The organism is Flavobacterium hiemivividum (assembly GCF_004349145.1).
In the GTDB taxonomy this organism is placed as follows: Bacteria; Bacteroidota; Bacteroidia; order Flavobacteriales; family Flavobacteriaceae; genus Flavobacterium; species Flavobacterium hiemivividum.
On record NZ_SMFO01000001.1, the window covers coordinates 702,846 to 722,914 of the forward strand.

The window sequence follows — 20,069 nt, forward strand, 5'->3', positions numbered from 1 at the left end:
CCCATTATTTTATTCTTAGCAAGCGACAAGTTGCTACCTTTGTATTTAATTAACACTTTTTTTACATGAAAAATTACATCCTTTTTGCATCCCTATTATTTCTATTTGTTAGTTGTAAAAAAGAATTGACTTTCGAAAGTCAGTCTTTCGAAAAAAAGACAACTTTAGCTTGTAAAGACAAGTGTCCTTATATAAATGTACGGGTTCCTATAGCTAAAGATGTTCCTGTAGTAGCTGACAGCATCAATAAAAAAATATTCTCTGTTTTGAAAGAGATTGTGTACTTTGGAGAAAAGCCATATACCGCTACTGACTATAATGGATTAGTGACTTCCTTCATCGAATCTTACGAAAAACTGCAAAAAGATTTCCCCGGAGATTCCTTTGGTTGGGAAGCCCAAATTGATGGCGAAGTAAAATACAGTTCTGAAAACATCATCAATATAGAAATCAAACATTACACCTACACTGGCGGCGCTCACGGTTATCAAGGGATGCGTTCTTTGCTGTTTGACCCAAAAACAGGAAAAACAATTACACAAGATCAATTATTTAAGGATCGAAATGCTTTTAAGACTTTCGTCGAAAAGAAATTTAGAACAAAATATAATATCCCAGAAAGCGGATCGATTAACGCAACAAGATTAATGTTTGAAGGCGATACTTTCCAGTTGCCTCAAAACATATTTTATACCGATAAAGGATTGCTTTTATTTTACAACCCTTACGAAGTCGCCTCTTATGCTGATGGAACAAAAGAATTATTGCTACCCTACAATGAAGTGAACGACTATTTGCTGATTAAATAGTCATAAATGCGAATCAAGGTTTAGCATAAACATTAAACCTTCAATAAATTATACCCCACAGCTTTTTAAAACCTGTCGGGTGTTGATCGATAATCAATTCGCTACTTTTTTTACCTTGATTCACATTAATAGATTCGCAGTGCTTTTAGCCCCGATTGAAATGGAAAGCGGGATTAACTCCTAACGTTAATTAGCCTAAATAAACTTTCGGATACTCATTATAATTCCAATGTGAAGGCCTTCGTGAAAATTGTTGAAAGCTATCGCATCTAAAGCGCTTTTTAGAACGATCCCCGCTGATGTTGGGTATTCCTGATAATTAATAAAGAGGTTATTTTCTAAATCGGTTTCCGTTTGATTGATGGTTTCTGCAAGTAATGATTGAATTTCATCGACTTCGGCTTGCGTTGCAATATGTTCTGGCTTTGTCCCTTTTTTATATTTTTCGACCATTTCATTTGAAATCATCATAGGTAATCCCGATAACTTGTAAACCAACATCTGTTGAACCACAACCACATGGGCGATATTCCAAATCAAGTTATTATTGTATCCTTCTGGTATTTTATTCAATTGTTCCAAAGTATATCCCGCCAACATTTGAGATAGTAAGTTTCTACTTGTTCTGGTAACGTCTATTGTTTGTTGCATTTTTCTAATTTTTTGATAAAAATAATCATTTTCCGTCTTAAATGAATTTTCTTTGCAAAAAGAAAATGCATCTTATTATGAACAAAATATATTACATCGCTTCCTGCGATACTTGTAGAAAAATTATAAAATCGTTACCAAAAGGAAATGACCTTGTGTTCCGTGACATCAAACAAGATCCATTAACAACAGACGAACTAGAGGAAATGTACCAACTTTCAGGAAGTTATGAAGCGTTGTTTAGCAAAAAAGCGCAGTTGTATAAGTCCATGAATTTGAAAGACAAATCCTTAACTGAGGACGACTATAAAAAATACATTTTAGAACATTATACTTTTTTGAGCCGACCTGTTTTTGTCATTAACAATGCTGTTTACGTAGGCGGAACGCAACAAAACATGCTTCAGGTAATGAAAGCGTTGGCTAATGTCTAAAAGGAATGTCGCGCTGTTTGGCGCTACCATTGTTTCCGTAATTTACGGAGTCACTTTTACCATCGCAAAGGACGTAATGCCGCAGTACATCGATGCTTATGGCTTTATTTTGTTGCGAGTAAGCGGCTCGATGCTTTTATTTTGGCTTTCTTGGCTTTTTATGCCAAAGGAGAGAATAGCCTTCAACGATTTTCCGCGTATTGTTGCTGCGGCATTTTTTGGCGTCGCTTTTAACATGCTTACCTTTTTTAAGGGACTAAGCCTTACTTCGCCCATATCAGCTTCCGTGATTATGGTGACAACACCTATGATTGTGTTAGTTCTTTCGGCAATTATTATGAAGGAACGCATGCGAAATCGAATGGTCTCCGGTATTGTTCTAGGATTAATAGGCACAGCATTTCTTATATTATACGGCCAGTCCATTGGCAGCGCTACAAACGCGAACCTTGGCAATATGCTTGTTTTTGTAAATGCCGTATCCTATGGTTTTTACTTGATCATCGTCAAGAAATTAATGGAGAAATACAACGCCTTCACCTTTGTGAAATGGGTTTATTTATTCGGTTTTTTAATGGTATTGCCTTTTGGCTGGAGCCAATTTACAGCTGTAGATTGGTCCGTTGTGCCTGAATCTATCTATTGGAAAATAGGATTTGTAGTGGTCATTTCTACTTTCGTAACCTATTTACTGAACCTGATCACCATGAAAGAATTAAAACCAACAACTGTTGCCGTTTTTATTTATCTCCAACCGCTTTTTGCCACAATATTTGCTATTGGATTAGGCAAAGACGAATTGAGTCTGGTGAAAATATTGTCGGCAATATTGATATTTGTGGGTGTTTATATGGTGACTTCCTCTCCCCAGACTGGTCCGAAAGAGCGGGAGACTGAACTTGAAAAGTAGAATTTGAAAATTGGAATCGGAAACCCGCTTGTGAAAATTGAAACGCGAAAACAGTGAGTAAGACTAACAGTGAATACTAAAAAACGGACCACTGACCACTTTTTTATTACCTTTGAACTCTTTTAGAAAAATATATGATACAATCAATGACCGGTTTTGGTAAAGCAACGATTCAATTACCAACCAAAAAAATAACAGTAGAAGTAAAATCCTTAAACAGTAAAGGTTTAGATCTAAACGTGAGAATGCCTTCGCTTTACCGCGAAATGGAATTGGGATTACGTACTCAAATTGCATCTACACTTGAAAGAGGAAAAGTAGATTTTTCTATTTTTATCGAAAGTACCGCTGAACAAACCACTACCAAAGTGAATGTGCCAATCGTAAAAGCATACATCAACCAATTGAAAGCCGTTTATGCAGATGCCGACGAAACTGAGTTAATGAAAATGGCAGTGAGAATGCCAGATGCTTTAAAAATTGAGCGTGATGAAATTGATGAAAATGACTGGGCCCAAATTAAAGTCGTAATCGAAGAAAGCTTAAACAACATTAAGACTTTTAGAAGAGACGAAGGAATGTCATTAGAGAAAGAATTTCAATTGCGCATTGGAAACATTCGTCAATACATGACAGAAGCTTTAGCATTAGATCCAGAGCGAGTACAAGCTATAAAAGACCGTCTGCAAACTGCTATCGATGAGTTGAAAGTTAATGTTGATGAGAATCGTTTTGAGCAAGAATTAATTTATTATTTAGAGAAACTAGACATTACGGAAGAGAAAGTTCGTTTGACAAATCACTTGGATTATTTCTTAGAAACTATAAACGGAACAGAAGCTAATGGTAGAAAATTAGGTTTCATTACTCAGGAAATGGGACGCGAAATCAATACCATGGGATCTAAATCCAATCATGCACAAATGCAGAAATTAGTCGTTCAAATGAAAGACGAATTAGAAAAAATAAAAGAACAAGTTTTGAACGTATTGTAATCCCTCTAGCCCCCAAAGTGGGAATTAAAAAAATAAAAAAATGAATAAAGGAGGAAAATTAATCGTGTTTTCGGCACCTTCAGGATCTGGAAAAACGACCATAGTTAGGCATTTATTGAGTAAAGAAGATCTAAATTTAGAATTTTCAATTTCGGCAGCCTCTCGTGATCCTAGGGGCGAGGAAGTAAGCGGAAAAGATTACTATTTCATGACTACTAAAGAGTTCAAACAACACATCAAGAATGACGATTTTCTGGAATGGGAAGAAGTGTATAGAGACAATTTCTACGGGACTTTAAAAAGTGAAGTTGACCGCATCTGGGCCAAAGGAAAAAATGTGATTTTTGATATTGATGTCGTTGGTGGACTCCGTATTAAACATAAATTTCCGGAAGAAACACTAGCCGTTTTCGTAAAACCACCAAGTGTGGATGAATTGAAAAGAAGACTGAAGGAACGCTCTACTGAAAGTGAAGATAAAATCAATATGCGAATTGCAAAAGCGTCTGTAGAATTAGCTACTGCCCCGCAATTTGATACTACCATAAAAAACTACGATTTAGATACAGCTAAAGAAGAGTCTTATCAACTGGTAAAGGATTTTGTAGCCAAAAAGTAATTTTAGCAGTTAGTACTAAGTCCTTAGTAACCGACTTTAATTTCCGTAGAATGTTAATATAAAAACTAAATATTTATGAGCGGAGTTAAATCATACAAGGAATTACTTATTTGGCAAAAAGGTATTAAATTAGTTCTGTTAGTTTATAAACTGACAAAGCATTTTCCCGACGATGAAAAATACGCATTGACTAGTCAGCTGAAAAGAGCCAGCGTTTCAATCCCTTCCAATATTGCAGAAGGTTTTGGACGCCAAACCGATAAATCATTTAATCATTTTTTAAATATTGCACGAGGCTCATTAAACGAAATAGAAACTCAATTAATTATCGAAAAAGAATTAGAATTCGTTAATGATGATAATCTATTTAATGACATTATTTTCTTAATTGAAGAAGAAGTTAAAATGATTAATGCTTTTGCAAGAAATTTAAAATAATTTTTAGAAATTAGTCTTTAGTGCATTGATATTATCCAGAGGAGATTTCCACTAAGGACTAATTACTAAGGACTAGGAACCAATTACTAAGAACTTAGAACTATGAAAATAGGATTGTATTTCGGAACGTTTAACCCCATTCATGTTGGGCATCTCATAATAGCTAACCATATGGCTGAAAATGCCGACTTGGACCAAGTTTGGTTAGTTGTTACGCCACACAACCCTTTGAAGAAAAAAAGCACCTTGCTTGATGACTCCCACCGCCTTCAAATGGTGCACCTTGCTACCGAAGATTTCCCGAAATTAAAACCTTCTGACATTGAATTTAAATTGTCGCAGCCTAATTATACAGTGAATACACTAGTTCATTTGGAAGAGAAGTTTCCCAATCATGAATTTTCACTAATTATGGGCGAAGACAATTTGAAATCTCTGTGCAAATGGAAAAATTATGAGGTGATTTTGCAAAATCATAGCATTTACGTTTATCCCCGCATTTCATCTGAACCTGAAAATCTAGAACTTAAAAATCACCCAAAAGTACATTTGATCGACGCTCCCATAGTTGAGATTTCTTCTACTTTTATTCGAAATAACATTAAGGAAGGAAAAAATATTCAGCCTCTTTTGCCGGCTAAAGTCTGGGAATATATCGATCATAATAATTTTTATAAAAAGTAATTATTCCAACCCCTTTTCCAATTCCGCGGCAATAATTGCAAAAGCAGCAGTAAGGGTGTCGTTTTTTCCTGACATTAAAAAAACTTCAGTATTGGGCATTTTCTTGCTATTCCATATTTGCTGTAATTTTTCATCTTTAATAAATCCTTTGCTATTACAATCCCAAACTACAGCAAGACCTGTATTTTTTGAAAGTGCTTCCAGCATTTCATATTCAGAAGGAATAAAAAAATTAGGAATCATCGAAGGCCTTTTCTTGTTGAAAACATGCAGCCAAAATAATTTTATATGTGGAATACCTGAATCATGACTGTACCATTTTTGTTTGTTTAACCAGTTCTCCACTTCCGAGAATTCTTTGGCTTTAATTTTAGACTTTACATCGGAAGCATCAATATTTGTCGAGCCTACAATAATTTGTTTGATATTGCCGACCTTCTTTTGTATCGTATCGAAAGTGTCATATTGCTTAGTGACGATGGCAAAACTTAGTTTTTTCATGTCAACCAATTCAAAAAGCGTATCATTCTCATGGAAACTAAAATCGATATAATCAAATTTAGAGAGCAAAGAACTCCCGATACTACTGAACAAGTGTTTCGAAATTCCTATCGAAATTAACTGATTCGTATTCACTGCTTTAGAACGAAAACTACTCTCTACATTTTCAAGCCGATCTAGAGCATCAATGATTAAATTATTGAGTAACTTAGCGTATTCTGTTTTCTCCACCCCCTTGGATTTCCTATTGAACAATTTATAACCAACATGCGCCTCCAGCATTGATATGTGCTGACTTACGGCTGGCTGGCTGATATACAATTCTTTAGCGGCTAATGAAAAATTACCGTTTTTATAAACAGATTTAAAGGTTCTGTACCATTCTAGATTGACCATGATATAAATATATTTATCGCAAACATAATTTAAATTATTTTTACTAATAACATATTCGCCTTAAATTTGTACAAACAAAAATCATACATGAAGAAAGTTGCCTTATTTGCCAGTATAGTATTATTAACGTCTGCGTGCTTCCAAGCAGCAGCACAACAAAAAAACAAAAAAACCATGAAAAAAGTATTATTTGTTCTTACCAGTCACAGCGAACTTGGAGACACAGGAGAAAAAACAGGATTTTGGGTAGAAGAATTTGCGGCTCCCTATTATGAATTATCAGATAAAGGAGTAGAAATTGACATTGTAACTCCATTAGGCGGGCAGCCTCCAATTGATCCAAAAAGTGATGATCCATCTGCCGCGACAGAAGACACAAAAAGATTTGATAAGGATACTGCTTTACAAGCTAAATTAAAAAATACAAAAAAATTAGCCACAGTAAATCAAGCTGATTACGATGCCGTATTTTATCCAGGAGGTCATGGACCAATGTGGGATTTAGCAACAGATAAAAATTCCGCAGATTTAATTTCATCTTTCTACAGTAATAATAAACCCGTAGCATTTGTATGTCACTCTCCAGCAGCATTAAAAAATGTGAAAGTGAATGGCGACTACTTAGTTAAAGGAAAAAACGTTACCGGATTTTCTAATACAGAGGAAGCTGCAGTGGGATTAACTGATGTGGTTCCGTTTCTATTAGAAGATGCGTTACAAGCTAATGGCGCGGCATATTCTAAAGTGGGCGACTGGCAACCTTATGCAGTAGAAGATGGTTTATTGATTACAGGTCAAAACCCAGCGTCTTCTATCTTAGTAGCCGAAAAATTATTACAACAATTAAACTCAAAAAAATAAGCATGTTAAACTTTGAATTATACAACCCTACGAATTTAGTATTTGGTAAGGGACAAATAGAAAAATTAGGGGAATTAGTACCAAAAGGAGCTAAAATACTATTGGCTTACGGAGGTGGAAGTATTTTTAAAAATGGAATTCATGAGCAGGTTATAAACAATCTAAAAGGATTTGAAATAGTAGAATTTAGCGGAATTGAAGCAAATCCACATTTCGAAACTTTAATGAAAGCGGTTGCAATTGTTAAAGAACAAAAAATCGATTTTATTCTGGCCGTAGGTGGTGGTTCTGTAATTGACGGTGTGAAATTTATTTCAGGAGCAGTTAACTACGATGGAGATCCAATCGAGATTTTGCAAAAGCGTATCTTAATAAAAGAAAATGCAGTGCCTTTTGGAACAGTATTGACTTTGCCAGCAACAGGAAGCGAAATGAATTCGGGAGCTGTTGTTACAATTGAATCTACTAAAGAGAAACTAGCTTTTGGTGGTTCTGCTTTATTTCCAAAATTCTCCATTTGCGACCCAACAGTAATTGAATCTTTACCAAAAAGACAATTGCAAAATGGTGTAGTTGATGCCTACACTCATGTAATGGAACAATACTTAACGTATCCTCACGAAGGGTATTTACAAGATAGAATTGCCGAAGGAATTCTACAAACTTTAATCGAAGTGGGACCAAAGGTGGTAGAAAACCCAAAAGATTATGCGTTAGCGTCTAACTTTATGTGGAGCTGTACGATGGCTTTAAACGGATTAATCCAAAAAGGAGTTCCTAGCGACTGGGCAACTCATATGATTGGTCATGAATTGACTGCTATGTATGGAATTGATCATGCAAGAACTTTGGCTGTAATTGCACCAAGCTTATACAAAGTGATGTTTGAAACTAAAAAAGGAAAATTAGCACAATACGGAAAACGTATTTTCAATTTAACTGGAACTGAGGATGAAATAGCAAATGAGGCAATAAATAAAACAGTTGAATTTTTCCACACTATGGGAATGGATACTAAATTGTCTGATTATACAAAAGACTATGACAAAACCGCAGACTTTATCGTGAATCGATTTGATGAAAGAGGTTGGAAAGGTTTAGGAGAAAAACAAAATATCACATTAGACAAAGTGAAATCTATTGTTGAAATGAGTTACTAGTTAACGAAAAGTAAAATCTAGCTTAAATAAAAAGGCGTTCTTGAATTAGATTCTAGGACGCCTTTTTCATAACACCAAAACAAAACTAACTAATTCCAAATTCATAAATAACTTAATTAATAGTAAGTTATAACGTTAAAAAAATAACTATATTGTATTAAATTATAAAATATTTGATTTTTTTATGGTTTTTACTTTTATACCTTAACAAAACTTCAAGTATCATTAGTTATTTTTTGTTTAATTAATCCATTTTTAAGTACTTTTGGTTAAATTTAGTAAACAAATGAGCGGTAAAATAAAATTTGCAGTTATTGGTGGTGGAAGTTGGGCAACAGCAATTACAAAAATGTTATGCGTCAATCTTTCTGAAGTTTCGTGGTACATGCGAAACGAACCTGCAATTGAACATATAAAAGCACACAAACACAATCCGAATTACTTAAGTTCGGTGGAATTTGATACAAAAAAATTAAAACTGACGAGTGACATTAACGAAGCAGTTGCTTATGCTGACTACATAATTTTCGCTATACCTTCTGCTTTTTTAGGCGGAGAATTAGAAAAATTAACCGTTTCCCTAGAAGACAAAGTAATATTTTCTGCGATAAAAGGAATTGTTCCTGAAACGAGTATGATCGTAGGAGAACATTTCCATTTTAAATATGACATCCCTTATCATAATATTGGAGTAATTACAGGTCCTTGCCATGCTGAAGAAGTTGCTTTAGAGCGTTTATCCTATCTAACAATTGCTTGCGGTGATGCCGAAAAAGCAAAAGTAGTAGCCAATAATCTTTCTGGAAATTACATAAAAACTAAGATTACAGACGATATCATAGGAACTGAATATGCCGCAATGCTTAAAAACATTTATGCAATAGCAGCAGGAATCGCCCACGGTTTAGGTTATGGAGATAATTTCCAATCGGTTTTGATGAGTAATGGAATTCGAGAAATGAAAAAATTCATCAAGAAAGTCCACAAAATGAAGCGTAACATTAATGATTCGGCTTATTTAGGCGATTTATTAGTAACTGGCTATTCTATTTTCTCAAGAAACAGAATGTTCGGAAATATGATTGGAAAAGGATATACAGTAAAAAGTGCTATGATGGAAATGAGCATGGTTTCTGAAGGCTATTACGCAACAAAAAGCGCTTACAAACTAAATCAAGGCTACGGTGCAAAAACACCTATAATCGATGCCGTTTATGAGATTTTATACGAAGGTAAAGATGCCAGAGCAGTTTTCAAGAAATTGACAGATCAACTAGATTAAGATATCATTCATCTTCATATAAATTGGAGTAAAAAAACAACCGCAGATTCACAGATTTTATTAACAAATCTACGAATCTGCGGTTGTTTTTTATTGGTATAACAATGAAAAAAATTACCTCACGATAATTCCGTCGACGAATAATATTGGCACTTCTTCCACCGAATTTTCATTGATAGAATCAGCTTTAAAGATGAATTTTTTATCGTACAATTTGTCTCCTATAAAGTAGGTCACCATGAACTCGTTGTTGAGCACTAAAACGCTTTTTTCGAGCATTTCAATTTTCACCACCGAAACTGCAGGCACTTCTACAAAGGCATGGCGTAAAAGTGAAGTTTTCTTCATTTCGCCATCGATAGTTCCAAATGCTTTAGAAACAACCATCACACTTTCGATAAGAAAATCACTGTCATTCACTAAATAAGCATACCAAACTTTCTCCATAAAATCGTCACTCCATTCCTGCACAGCAGCAATAAATACGTTTTCTACTTCGGGTATAACGATGTCTTTTTTCATAATATAGTTTACGGTCCTTGGTTTTTAGTCCCTAGTGAGAATAGCCTTTACTAGCGAATAAATACTAAATACTTATTTATATACTTGATTTAAATTGCTCTAAGAAACGTACGTCATTTTCATAAAACATACGGATATCACCAATTTGATACAGTAACATAGCGATACGCTCTATTCCCATTCCAAAAGCAAAACCATTGTATTCTTCAGGATTGATTCCACAGTTTTTAAGAACATTAGGATCTACCATTCCGCAACCCATGATCTCTAACCAACCGGTTCCTTTGGTAATTCTATAGTCGGTTTCTGTCTTTAAACCCCAATAAATATCTACTTCAGCACTTGGCTCCGTAAATGGGAAATAAGAGGGACGTAAACGGATTTTTGACTTTCCGAACATCTCTTTAGTGAAATATAAAAGTGTTTGCTTTAAATCAGCAAATGAAACATCTTTATCGATGTATAATCCTTCGACCTGGTGAAAGATACAGTGCGAACGCGATGAAACAGCCTCATTACGAAAAACTCTTCCTGGAGAAATAGTTCTAATTGGAGGTTTATTTTCCTCCATATAACGTACTTGTACAGATGAAGTGTGGGTACGCAATAAAATATCTGGATCAGTCTGGATGAAGAATGTATCTTGCATGTCACGCGCCGGATGGTATTCTGGCAAGTTTAAGGCAGAAAAATTATGCCAGTCATCTTCGATTTCCGGTCCTTCGGAAACATTAAAACCAATATTAGAGAAAATATCTATTATTTGGTTTTTTACCAATGAAATAGGATGACGTGAACCAATAATCATTGGTTCTGACGAACGTGTTAAATCACCATAAAAACCCTTCGTTTCTTCTTTGCTTTCTAAAGAATCCTGAATGCTTTTAACTTTTTCTTCTGCAGAAGATTTTAGCAAATTAATTACCTGCCCAAATTCCTTTTTCTGATCATTAGGAACATTCTTGAACTCAGCAAAAAGTTCTTTTAAAAGTCCTTTACTGCCCAGAAATTTGATCCTAAATACTTCTAATTCTGCTTTATCTTGTGTAGAGAATGCTTGCGCCTCCCCAATATATTCTTTTATCTTGTCTATCATTTTCATCCAATAATTGAGAGTGCAAATTTAAGCATTTTTTATTTATTAAGTACGCAGTGGCAGTCGCAGTTTTCAGTAATGTTGATTGAAGACTGTGACTGGAAATCGGATACAAGTTACGATATCAATTCTCTTTCGATAAAATAACTAACAATAGCTTCTTTCATTAAAACAGATTGCTCGCCTGCCTTTAGTGTTGGTAATTCTTCTTTAACACGATAATGAGGCCAACCTTCTTCATCGAAAAATTCGAATTCATAGAAGCCATACGGCTCTAATAAACGGCAAATCGCGATATGCATCAGGTTTAATTTTTCGTCTTTTTTAAATTCACGGTGTACTTTCCCGAGTTCTTGAACCCCTATCAAATAGATAATGGCATCTAAATCTAGATCTTCACCTTGCGAAAATTGATTAGAAAGTATTTGTACAAGCTGTTCCCAGCGTTCTTTAAGTTGATTGTCTCTTGACATTTTTTTAGAAAATAAAATAAAGAATAAAGAGAAAATCCTTCATTCTTTGCGTTTTAAAAATTTAATTCAGGCAAAGATAGGAACTCCGTTTTTGACTTCGGGATTTTCTATTCTCTATTTTCTTCATTCTTTTATAGACTTTTCTCTTTTACTTAGTTTTTCCCCTATTGTCTGCTGTATTTTCTTTATTCTTTTATCTTTGCTCCATTCTCTTTTATAAGTTAACTATGAGTTTTTTAGACATTGTTTTAGGTGCATTACTTCTTTATGCTTTATTCAAAGGAATGAAAAATGGACTTTTCATTGAATTAGCTTCCTTAATTTCACTTATTTTAGGAATTTACATGGCTATAAAATTCTCTTATATGATAAGAGCAATGCTTACAAATCATGTTTCCTGGTCACCAAAATACATTGAAATAATCGCATTTGGACTCACTTTTATAGCTGTGGTACTTGCCGTTCATGTATTCGCAAAAGTTCTAACGGGAATTATGGATTTTGCCTTTTTAGGTATATTTAATAAGTTAGCTGGAGGTGTATTTAGTATTCTAAAAACCATTTTACTTTTAAGTGTGGTAATTAATCTTTTTCAGAAAATCAACATAAATAATATGATTGCAAAAGAAGAAACGCTTGATAAATCCATGTTTTACAATCCTATTCAAGAAGTTTCAAAATACATTTATCCTTCATTAGAAAAGTGGTATAGCGATTTTAGAGAAACCAAGAAAGCAGAAGAGACTAAACAAACAACTATGGACTAAAAGTCCTTAGTTTTGGTTTGGCAGACCAAAAGTCTGGACGGTTAAATTACAGATATTAACCGCAAATTCGCTAATTATAATATTTTTAAATTTTTGAAATTGTGGTGTTAAAGTTTTTAGAAGCTAAAGCGAAACGCACTTAAACTATATAGTTTTAATCTCTATTTGAGACCAAATAATCCACAAACTATTTCACTTCCTTTATAGCATCATTTTCAATCCAGCCTTCTGTACCGTCGGTTAATTGGACTTTTTTCCAATTGTCCACTTCTTCTTCAACAAACACTTTCGTCCCTTCATGAAGCACAAAAACAACCGAACTTCCGCCTTGTGGCTCGCTTCTTACCTCCGCAATTTCGGCAAAAACAATCGCTGGTTTTTCATTATCATCATAGCTTTTTTCGAAGAAAGCCGCTGCAACTGTAATCACAATAAAAACAATAAGTGCAAACATTATAAAAAACGAAATCCTTTTGGCCAACGTAGTTTCTGAAAAATAATAGCCTAAAAAAGCAAGTAAAAATGAAATGGATAAGCCTATCGCAATCCACGACCAGGTATTGTAATGATAAATTCCGGTAAAATCACGAAGCAACTTGGCAAACCCTACTTTTGGCACCACCTTGACTTCATCAATAGTTCGTTTTTGAGCAAATTTAAGGTTGTTTATTACTTCACGATCATTTGGACTCAGCACTAAAGCCTTCTCATAGCTATAAATAGCCGGCGCCACTTTGTTCAGTTTATAATAACAGTTCCCAAGGTTAAAATACAATTCTGAGGAATGTTGATTTAATTTCAACACGCTTCCATAAGCATCAATGGCTTGCTCGTATTTCCCTGCTTTATACAATTCATTCCCTTTTTCGAAGCCTGTTTGGGCAAAGAAAACTTGAGTTGTCAGTAATAATATATATAAAATATTCTTCATTGTTTTGGTTCGTCAATTACAAATTACTTGTTGTCAATTATTGTATCTGCTTTTCTAAATCAGAAATTATCGACACTGCTTTCTCATAATCTTTTTGAATGGTCGCACTCGATGAAGGCGCATATCGCGCAATTTCACAATTCTCCGTCAGTGCAATAAAATCATCTACCGCGATAGGATTTGCATTTCTAGCTAACAAAATTTCTTTGATATTGTCTTTACTCATCTCCGAAGTCTCAATATGTAATTTGGCTTTCAAAAAGTTGTGCATTGCTTTTTCAAGGGCAACATAAAACGGCTCTTTATTGCTTATTTGCTTTTTGGCTTCTGATAAATATTTCTTGGCTAATTTATTATTTCTTCTTATTCTGTTACCTACTACATCTCCATCAATTGCTTCTTTTTTCTTCTTAAGCAATACAATAATTGGTAGCATTAAAAAAGGAAAAAACAACAATCCATAAAACAATTGAGAGCCAAAGAAATCGTCCTTTTTACTCGCAACCAAATTTGTTTTTAATTTGATGTACTTAAATTGCTCGGTAGCCGAAATTTTATTTTTACCACTTTCTGAATTTGCAGCAGTGGGTCCATTCGCAGTGGGCCCATCTAAAATAGTAATCATAATCTCAGCAGAGCTTATAGTTTTATATTTTCCTGATCCCAGATCAAAATAAGAAAATTGCATCGGTTTTACAGGATAATTCCCTTTGTACTGCGGTATAATGGTGTAACTGTCAGAAATTTTCCCCGAAGTTCCAGACAAAGAAGTATTCACATTCTCAGTATGCACCGCATCGTACATTTCTAATGCATTTGGAACAACCGGCTTTGGCAAAGTGAATAGCTTCATATTCCCTTTACCGCTAACACTTACAATCAAATCCATGCTCTCGCCGTTTTTCAGACTCGTTTTTGTAGGCGTTACTTTGAAATCAAAACTTCCCACGGCGCCCGAAAAATCAGCGGGTTTCCCTGCTTCTGGAAGTGCTTTTACAGTAATCGTTTTAGCACCCGCAGACACTCTCTTACTATCTTCAGCTATTACAACACGCCCAAAAACATCCCTACGGTTTGTAGGCAGTTGCACATCGATATCAAGTGAAAGAGGCTCGATGGTCAATTTTCCTGATTTTTGAGGATATAAAACTGCTTTCTTAAGTACAATATAACGGTAACGCTCTCCTTTAAATGTTCCTTCTTCGGCAACTAATTGTTTAATCTCTATGTTTTGGCTCCAAAAATCATTGTATTTCGGTTTATTGAGCTCTCTAAAATTGCTTATCCCAATATTATTACTGAAATACAATTTATAAACAACCGTAATAGGCTCATTTACATAAGGATTTGTTTTAGAAATATCAGCAATTAAATACAAGTTATTATCTGCTGAAATACTAGTATCATTAGGATCTTTAGGTTGTTCCACCGCAGCGGTAACATTTATTTTAACCGGATTAGTTTTATACACCTGCCCATTGTATTCAATTGTGGCTTGCCTAATTGTTAAATTTCCTTTTTGAGTGGGCACGAGGTAATAAGAGTATATTTTCTCGAAAGAACTTCTTCCGTTTACCCATGACTGACTCACTTGTTGGCTTGGCCCCGCAATGACTCTAAATCCATCAAAAGAAGGTTCGTTAAAATTGTCACCATCAATATTCATAGCAAAATCAACCCGCACTCTTTCATTCAGTCCAAGCGTGGTTTTACTGACTTTAGTCTCAAATTGTACTTGAGCTAAAAGTCCTTGAAAACTTAAGAGTATTAAAATTAAATATCTTTTCATCTTTTAGTCAATCCTTACTTTCCTTTCGGATTTATTTTAGTCCCTGTTTTATTTCTACTTACTATTCCCTTCTTAAATCAACCTGAATTACCAATCTTTCTCTGTCTTTGTTGGCTTTCCTTTTACTTTTTGAGCATTTACTTTGTCTTGAATTTTCTTTTCTTCATTGTTAACCGCATCCAAAAGGTTTTCTAATCGTTGCTTAGAAATTCCACCCGGTTTTGATTGCGGCTTTTGTTGATCTTCCGGTTTTTCGTCTTTTTTGTCGCCGTCTTTTTTATCCTTATCCTTGTCATCTCCCTTGTCGTCCTTCTTATCTTTATCTCCTTCTTTTTTATCCTTTTCCTTGTCTTTATCCTTGTCTTTATCTTTTTTATCCTTATCGTCCTTGTTGTCTTTAGGCGGGTTTTCTTTCAGCATTTTTTTTGCTAATGCGAAATTGTACCTTGTTTCCTCATCTGAAGGCTTGTTGCGCAGTGCGTTTTTGTAGGCTTCCACCGCTTGCGTATAATTTTTTTCTTTCATGAATACATTACCTAAATTATGGTAGGCTTTGTGCTTTTGAGGTCTTGACTCCGTGTTTTTAATCGCTTTGGCATAAGCATATTTAGCTTCAGATGCCTGATTTTGTTTGTAAATTGCGTTACCTAAATTATAAGGAGCAACAGTTCTGTTTGGAAATTTTGAATTTGAAATTCTGTAATCTGCTTCTGCATCCACGAATTTATTGTCTGCATATTCTTCGTTTGCTTTCGCTAAGCTTTTATCTTTCGCTTGTGCAAATACGCCTCCCATCCCTAGAAATAGAATTGAAAAAGTGGTAAGTATATATGTTTTAAAATTCTTCATTTTTATAAAATTAGACTAGTCCTTCTTGGTTTAATGCCTGAAGGAACAGTCATTTATTTTTCTTCGTTAAATAGATTCATTTTCTTCACCCAATTTGTTTTCTTTTCCAATAAAAACAAATCCAAAAACAATAAAAAGAATGCAAAACCAAGAAACCATTGAAACTGCGATTGGAAATCGGCCATTTGAGTGGATTCAAATTCTGTTTTCTGAATATCATCTAAACTAGACTTAATGTATTCCAGCACTTCTTTGGTGTTATTCCCGTTGACATATCCTCCTTTAGTTGCTTTAGCAATCGCCTCCATACTGCTACGGTTCAATTTTGTAACAACAACCTCATCATTATTATCTCTTTGATAACTTTCTACAACACCATTCTTTTTTAAAGGAATCGTCCCACCCTTTTCAGTTCCTATTCCTATTGTGATGATTCTCATTCCCTGCTTATTCGCTTCGTCTGCTGCTATTTTAGCCCCTTCAGAATGGTCTTCACCGTCAGAAATTAAGATCAAAAGCTTACACGTTTTACTCTTATCGTCAAAATAGGTTGAAGACAACTTTATAGCTTCATCTAAGGAAGTTCCTTGTGAAGACACCATTTCAGTATTCATACTTTGCAGAAACATTTTGGCCACACTGTAATCAGTAGTGATGGGCAACACTGGAAAAGCGCTTCCTGCATAAGCTACAATCCCTATTCTATCACTGCCTAATTGATTGATAATTTGCGAAACAATTTGTTTGCTTTTTTCTAATCGGCTTGGCGCAACATCTTCGGCAAGCATACTTTTGGACACATCCATCGCAAAAACGATATCAATCCCTTCTCGTTTTACCGTTTCCATTTTAGTACCAATCTTTGGATTTACCAATCCAAAAATCATTCCTGCCAAAGCCAAAAGAATCACAACCAATTTAAAAACAGGCTTGAAAAGTGAAGATTCAGGGCTTAGTTTTTTCACCATTTCTAAATCCCCAAATTCCTTCTTCTTTTTTCTTTTCCAATAGGAGGTATAAAGAAACAGTACCACCACAAATGGCAGTATAAAAAGTAAGTATAAATATTTTATTTCGTCTAATTCCATTCTTAGTATTCAGTTAGCAGTATTCAGTTAGCAGTTGCCATAAGTTGCTAAATATTCTCTTTTATCATCAAAGCAAAACAGCAATAGTTACTCTTTAATAAATTTACAGTTTTCACAAAAAAATTTCACGACCAGTCTCCCTCTCCTTCCTTCGGGGAGGGCTGGGGTGGGGATCCTATATAAAACTTCTATAAACAGTATTTCTTAGTCCAATCTCAGCTAATAATAAAAAAGCCGCAAGCCATACAAAAGACCTGTATTTTTCATCATAGTCATAGAACTTTAATTCTTCGATTTCTGTCGTTTCTAATTTATTGATCTCTGCATAAATTTCAGCCAACTTGCTATTGCTAGTCGCTCTAAAATAACGTCCATCAGTTTTTAAAGCGATACTTTTCATCAATTTTTCGTCAATTTCGACTTTCATCATTTGGAATAAAAACTGACCGTTCGGACCTATAGCATAAGGCGACTCGGCCATACCGTTACTCCCAATTCCTATGGTATACACTTTTATGCCATATTGTTTTGCGATATCTGCAGCTGTTTCTGGTTCAATAAAACCTGCGTTATTCACCCCATCAGTCAGAAGTATAATTACTTTACTCTTGGCTTTACTGTCTTTTAAACGGTTTACCGCTGTAGCTAATCCCATTCCTATTCCAGTTCCATCCTGCAGAACATTATCGTATTTTATTCCCCTGATAGCCTCCAGAACAACGGCCTTATCGCTAGTAACAGGTGTTTTTGTATAAGCTTCAGAAGCATAAACGACAAGCCCTATTCTATCATTAGGTCTCTCATCTGCAAAATCAGCTGCTACTCGTTTCAGCGCTTCCATTCGGTTCGGTTTCAAATCTTTGGCAAGCATACTTCCTGAAACGTCAATTGCCATTACAATATCAATCCCTTTTGTCGTTTTTGTTTTGTTACTAATATCAACCGTTCTAGGCCTGGCCATCGCCACAATCAAAGAGCTCAACGCCACTAATCTTAATACACTCAAATAAGGTTTGAGCTTTACTAACAAGGACTCCGATGATTTAAAACCTTTGACTGAACTTATTTTTAAAGTCGCAGATTGGTGGTTTCTTTTCACAAACAACCAAAAAATGGCAATTGGAATCAAAAGAAACAACCAGAAAAACTCAGGATTTAAAAATGTGATATTTCCCATTATTTACTTAATTGTATTAATTCGACAGAGCTCAAAACTCGGTCTGAAATTTCATTCGCATATGAATCTGCTTCTTCGTGGAAAAGCATTATTTGCTGTAGTCCGCCTTCTTGACTGAACAATATTATTTCATAGTACAGTTTTTCACTGCTTTTCGAGTTAACATCAAATCTCGAGAAGGATCCGTATGATTTTAAACCGCTTACACCTTCTTTTGTATCAAAATCTTCTTGCTTGACAATCATATTTTGTGCTCCTTGTGACTCTAACGTCTGTAAAGTAACTTCCATCGATTTCTTCAAATCTATTTGAGCGTCCTGTTTGTATTTAATGGTGGAGACCATCAAATAAAAATTATCCAGAAAACTACCATAAGCAAATGATTGCATTTCTTTAACGAGCTGCAATCCGTCTTTAGGAAGTGATTTTGTTAAATCAATTCGCTTCAGCACTTTTGGTGTTTCAATAGTCACACCGGGATTTCCGTAGGTACTTCTTATCCACTCCCCTTCCAATAATTCTTTAGTTGGGTGACCTATTATCGTATCTTTTACATAGTCAAAACCTCTTGTTACAACAAAATAAGTCATTGTTGCTAACAATAAGAAAACAACCGAAGCGACTGCAATAAGTATGCGTTGGCTTCTTTTTTTCTTTAATTGAATTTGGATCTGTTTTTGTTTTTGCGCTTCATTCAATAAAGTATCTTCTTCGATTTCGATTTCTACAGGAATGGAGCTATCTAGTGTTAAAATTGCTTTTTGTATTTTATTTCGATCCTCAGTAATTTCATAATCTAAAGGCTTAGATTTAGCAAACTTCACTAAATCGGCCTGTTTTAAAACGCGCTCTAGATTTTCTATCGTCTCTTGCGAAAGCGTCATCTTCTTTCTCACAGAAGCAGCTCTAAGTCCAACAATCAGCTCCGAAGTTGTGCTTTCCATAGCTGGAATATCTATTGCTTCTTCGATATAATTACGGGCAATATCAGTCAATTCACTATAATACGCCTTTACTTCCCCTTTTTGCCAAAGTTCCTTTTGTTCTAAGGTGTTCAGTAAGCTTGTTGCTTTTTCTATTGGTGTTTTATACACCTCTTCTTCAATCTTTTTCTTTTGCTGTTTTTTAGCAAACCAATACACTAATGCACCAATTCCTAGAATAAGCGCGATGATCAAAAGGTATTTCCACCAGTCACCAATTGAACTCTTCACTGGAACGATATCTTTTATATCATACATCTTTTGTCTTAAAGTGTCCACCTGAACATTGGCCACTTCTACCAAGATAGAATCCGTTAAATAAGGCTTGTTATTAATGAAAATCTTTATACTCGGAATCGTATATCTCCCAGAATCAAATTGTGTTAGTCCGTATTTCTTGATTAATTCATAACGATCATTATTCCTGATCGTGTCTATAGGATAAGACTGAATCACTTCGAGAGCTCCAATGTTTTTTAGATTTGGAAATTTAACTTTAGAAAAAGTATCCACCGACGTTTTCACCGTCAGTTTAAACTCGGCGCCAATTTTGTTCTTAGTCGTATCAATGCTTGTTACCAATCGCTTTTGCTGAGCAAAAACGGAAGTTGATAGAACCAATAAAAGTAAATAAAAGTATTTTTTCATGTTTTT

The 20,069-nt window shown here is 34.8% G+C and carries 22 protein-coding genes; 11 read left to right on the forward strand and 11 right to left on the reverse strand.

Annotation, left to right across the window (positions count from 1 at the left end; genetic code table 11):
• The first annotated feature begins 65 nt into the window (after positions 1-65).
• Positions 66-809 (forward strand): DUF3298 and DUF4163 domain-containing protein, encoded by a 744-nt coding sequence (locus E0F98_RS03120; protein ID WP_132109081.1) that lies wholly within the window; start codon positions 66-68, stop codon positions 807-809.
• Positions 810-1,004: 195 nt separating this feature from the next.
• Here the strand turns inward: E0F98_RS03120 and E0F98_RS03125 are convergent, their stop codons facing one another.
• On the reverse strand, positions 1,005-1,460 hold the full coding sequence (locus E0F98_RS03125) for a DinB family protein (protein ID WP_132109082.1): 456 nt from the start codon (positions 1,458-1,460) through the stop codon (positions 1,005-1,007).
• 77 nt (positions 1,461-1,537) lie between these two features.
• On the opposite strand from E0F98_RS03125, the gene E0F98_RS03130 reads away from it, so the two are divergent.
• From E0F98_RS03130 to nadD, 6 genes are all read left to right on the forward strand, one after another.
• The gene (locus tag E0F98_RS03130) at positions 1,538-1,894 is read left to right on the forward strand and encodes an arsenate reductase family protein (RefSeq protein WP_132109084.1); all 357 of its coding nucleotides are present in this window, start codon (positions 1,538-1,540) and stop codon (positions 1,892-1,894) included.
• On the forward strand, positions 1,887-2,804 hold the full coding sequence (locus E0F98_RS03135; protein ID WP_132109086.1) for a DMT family transporter: 918 nt from the start codon (positions 1,887-1,889) through the stop codon (positions 2,802-2,804). Before E0F98_RS03130 ends, E0F98_RS03135 begins: the two co-directional genes overlap by 8 nt.
• A gap of 134 nt (positions 2,805-2,938) precedes the next feature.
• A complete protein-coding gene (locus E0F98_RS03140; RefSeq protein WP_132109088.1) occupies positions 2,939-3,799 on the forward strand; it encodes a YicC/YloC family endoribonuclease in 861 nt (286 codons plus the stop codon).
• A gap of 40 nt (positions 3,800-3,839) precedes the next feature.
• The gene (gene gmk / locus E0F98_RS03145) at positions 3,840-4,418 is read left to right on the forward strand and encodes a guanylate kinase (protein WP_132109090.1); all 579 of its coding nucleotides are present in this window, start codon (positions 3,840-3,842) and stop codon (positions 4,416-4,418) included.
• 75 nt (positions 4,419-4,493) lie between these two features.
• A complete protein-coding gene (locus E0F98_RS03150) occupies positions 4,494-4,856 on the forward strand; it encodes a four helix bundle protein (RefSeq protein WP_132109092.1) in 363 nt (120 codons plus the stop codon).
• A 102-nt stretch (positions 4,857-4,958) separates the two neighbouring features.
• Positions 4,959-5,540, forward strand: coding sequence for a nicotinate (nicotinamide) nucleotide adenylyltransferase (gene nadD / locus E0F98_RS03155; RefSeq protein WP_132109094.1), 582 nt, complete (start codon positions 4,959-4,961; stop codon positions 5,538-5,540).
• On the opposite strand, the gene E0F98_RS03160 is transcribed toward nadD, so the two are convergent.
• Positions 5,541-6,437 (reverse strand): LysR family transcriptional regulator, encoded by an 897-nt coding sequence (locus tag E0F98_RS03160; protein ID WP_132109096.1) that lies wholly within the window; start codon positions 6,435-6,437, stop codon positions 5,541-5,543.
• 87 nt (positions 6,438-6,524) lie between these two features.
• Here E0F98_RS03160 and E0F98_RS03165 point away from each other — a divergent pair, with 87 nt between their 5' ends.
• From E0F98_RS03165 to E0F98_RS03175, 3 genes are all read left to right on the forward strand, one after another.
• Complete coding sequence (locus E0F98_RS03165) at positions 6,525-7,298, forward strand: type 1 glutamine amidotransferase domain-containing protein (protein ID WP_165929270.1); 774 nt, start codon at positions 6,525-6,527, stop codon at positions 7,296-7,298.
• A gap of 2 nt (positions 7,299-7,300) precedes the next feature.
• Positions 7,301-8,458 carry an iron-containing alcohol dehydrogenase gene (locus tag E0F98_RS03170; protein WP_132109100.1) on the forward strand — a complete coding sequence of 386 codons (1,158 nt, stop codon included), beginning with the start codon at positions 7,301-7,303 and terminating at the stop codon, positions 8,456-8,458.
• Between the two features lie 286 nt (positions 8,459-8,744).
• Complete coding sequence (locus tag E0F98_RS03175) at positions 8,745-9,740, forward strand: NAD(P)H-dependent glycerol-3-phosphate dehydrogenase (protein ID WP_132109102.1); 996 nt, start codon at positions 8,745-8,747, stop codon at positions 9,738-9,740.
• A 114-nt stretch (positions 9,741-9,854) separates the two neighbouring features.
• Here E0F98_RS03175 and E0F98_RS03180 read toward each other — a convergent pair whose 3' ends face one another.
• The 3 genes from E0F98_RS03180 to E0F98_RS03190 form a co-directional block, all read right to left on the reverse strand.
• Positions 9,855-10,262, reverse strand: a complete 408-nt coding sequence (locus tag E0F98_RS03180) for a hypothetical protein (protein WP_132109104.1) — start codon at positions 10,260-10,262, stop codon at positions 9,855-9,857.
• A gap of 76 nt (positions 10,263-10,338) precedes the next feature.
• Positions 10,339-11,358 (reverse strand): phenylalanine--tRNA ligase subunit alpha, encoded by a 1,020-nt coding sequence (gene pheS, locus E0F98_RS03185; protein WP_132109106.1) that lies wholly within the window; start codon positions 11,356-11,358, stop codon positions 10,339-10,341.
• Positions 11,359-11,474: 116 nt separating this feature from the next.
• Positions 11,475-11,831, reverse strand: a complete 357-nt coding sequence (locus E0F98_RS03190; RefSeq protein ID WP_132109107.1) for a hypothetical protein — start codon at positions 11,829-11,831, stop codon at positions 11,475-11,477.
• Between the two features lie 227 nt (positions 11,832-12,058).
• Between E0F98_RS03190 and E0F98_RS03195 the strand changes: the two genes are divergently transcribed.
• On the forward strand, positions 12,059-12,598 hold the full coding sequence (locus tag E0F98_RS03195) for a CvpA family protein (RefSeq protein WP_132109109.1): 540 nt from the start codon (positions 12,059-12,061) through the stop codon (positions 12,596-12,598).
• 187 nt (positions 12,599-12,785) lie between these two features.
• Here the strand turns inward: E0F98_RS03195 and E0F98_RS03200 are convergent, their stop codons facing one another.
• The 6 genes from E0F98_RS03200 to E0F98_RS03225 form a co-directional block, all read right to left on the reverse strand.
• The gene (locus tag E0F98_RS03200; RefSeq protein WP_132109111.1) at positions 12,786-13,529 is read right to left on the reverse strand and encodes a tetratricopeptide repeat protein; all 744 of its coding nucleotides are present in this window, start codon (positions 13,527-13,529) and stop codon (positions 12,786-12,788) included.
• A gap of 37 nt (positions 13,530-13,566) precedes the next feature.
• Positions 13,567-15,318: a BatD family protein gene (locus E0F98_RS03205; RefSeq protein WP_132109113.1), complete on the reverse strand. Its 1,752-nt coding sequence runs from the start codon at positions 15,316-15,318 to the stop codon at positions 13,567-13,569.
• An 87-nt stretch (positions 15,319-15,405) separates the two neighbouring features.
• Entirely contained in the window at positions 15,406-16,167 is a 762-nt protein-coding gene (locus E0F98_RS03210) for a tetratricopeptide repeat protein (protein ID WP_132109115.1), read from the reverse strand.
• 53 nt (positions 16,168-16,220) lie between these two features.
• Complete coding sequence (locus E0F98_RS03215; RefSeq protein WP_132109117.1) at positions 16,221-17,255, reverse strand: VWA domain-containing protein; 1,035 nt, start codon at positions 17,253-17,255, stop codon at positions 16,221-16,223.
• Between the two features lie 175 nt (positions 17,256-17,430).
• The gene (locus E0F98_RS03220) at positions 17,431-18,432 is read right to left on the reverse strand and encodes a vWA domain-containing protein (protein ID WP_132109119.1); all 1,002 of its coding nucleotides are present in this window, start codon (positions 18,430-18,432) and stop codon (positions 17,431-17,433) included.
• Positions 18,432-20,063 carry a hypothetical protein gene (locus E0F98_RS03225; RefSeq protein WP_132109120.1) on the reverse strand — a complete coding sequence of 544 codons (1,632 nt, stop codon included), beginning with the start codon at positions 20,061-20,063 and terminating at the stop codon, positions 18,432-18,434. Before E0F98_RS03225 ends, E0F98_RS03220 begins: the two co-directional genes overlap by 1 nt.
• Positions 20,064-20,069 lie beyond the last annotated feature (6 nt).

Bases quoted from the DNA above. Each gene is read 5' to 3' on its own strand.
- E0F98_RS03215 (WP_132109117.1), bottom strand. From the start codon at position 17,255: ATGGAATTAGACGAAATAAAATATTTATACTTACTTTTTATACTGCCA.
- E0F98_RS03165 (WP_165929270.1), top strand. From the start codon at position 6,525: ATGAAGAAAGTTGCCTTATTTGCCAGTATAGTATTATTAACGTCTGCG.
- pheS (WP_132109106.1), bottom strand. From the start codon at position 11,358: ATGATAGACAAGATAAAAGAATATATTGGGGAGGCGCAAGCATTCTCT.
- E0F98_RS03190 (WP_132109107.1), bottom strand. From the start codon at position 11,831: ATGTCAAGAGACAATCAACTTAAAGAACGCTGGGAACAGCTTGTACAA.
- E0F98_RS03125 (WP_132109082.1), bottom strand. From the start codon at position 1,460: ATGCAACAAACAATAGACGTTACCAGAACAAGTAGAAACTTACTATCT.
- E0F98_RS03180 (WP_132109104.1), bottom strand. From the start codon at position 10,262: ATGAAAAAAGACATCGTTATACCCGAAGTAGAAAACGTATTTATTGCT.
- E0F98_RS03205 (WP_132109113.1), bottom strand. From the start codon at position 15,318: ATGAAAAGATATTTAATTTTAATACTCTTAAGTTTTCAAGGACTTTTA.
- E0F98_RS03130 (WP_132109084.1), top strand. From the start codon at position 1,538: ATGAACAAAATATATTACATCGCTTCCTGCGATACTTGTAGAAAAATT.
- nadD (WP_132109094.1), top strand. From the start codon at position 4,959: ATGAAAATAGGATTGTATTTCGGAACGTTTAACCCCATTCATGTTGGG.
- E0F98_RS03195 (WP_132109109.1), top strand. From the start codon at position 12,059: ATGAGTTTTTTAGACATTGTTTTAGGTGCATTACTTCTTTATGCTTTA.
- gmk (WP_132109090.1), top strand. From the start codon at position 3,840: ATGAATAAAGGAGGAAAATTAATCGTGTTTTCGGCACCTTCAGGATCT.
- E0F98_RS03135 (WP_132109086.1), top strand. From the start codon at position 1,887: ATGTCTAAAAGGAATGTCGCGCTGTTTGGCGCTACCATTGTTTCCGTA.
- E0F98_RS03220 (WP_132109119.1), bottom strand. From the start codon at position 18,432: ATGGGAAATATCACATTTTTAAATCCTGAGTTTTTCTGGTTGTTTCTT.
- E0F98_RS03160 (WP_132109096.1), bottom strand. From the start codon at position 6,437: ATGGTCAATCTAGAATGGTACAGAACCTTTAAATCTGTTTATAAAAAC.
- E0F98_RS03170 (WP_132109100.1), top strand. From the start codon at position 7,301: ATGTTAAACTTTGAATTATACAACCCTACGAATTTAGTATTTGGTAAG.
- E0F98_RS03140 (WP_132109088.1), top strand. From the start codon at position 2,939: ATGATACAATCAATGACCGGTTTTGGTAAAGCAACGATTCAATTACCA.
- E0F98_RS03225 (WP_132109120.1), bottom strand. From the start codon at position 20,063: ATGAAAAAATACTTTTATTTACTTTTATTGGTTCTATCAACTTCCGTT.
- E0F98_RS03120 (WP_132109081.1), top strand. From the start codon at position 66: ATGAAAAATTACATCCTTTTTGCATCCCTATTATTTCTATTTGTTAGT.
- E0F98_RS03175 (WP_132109102.1), top strand. From the start codon at position 8,745: ATGAGCGGTAAAATAAAATTTGCAGTTATTGGTGGTGGAAGTTGGGCA.
- E0F98_RS03200 (WP_132109111.1), bottom strand. From the start codon at position 13,529: ATGAAGAATATTTTATATATATTATTACTGACAACTCAAGTTTTCTTT.
- E0F98_RS03150 (WP_132109092.1), top strand. From the start codon at position 4,494: ATGAGCGGAGTTAAATCATACAAGGAATTACTTATTTGGCAAAAAGGT.
- E0F98_RS03210 (WP_132109115.1), bottom strand. From the start codon at position 16,167: ATGAAGAATTTTAAAACATATATACTTACCACTTTTTCAATTCTATTT.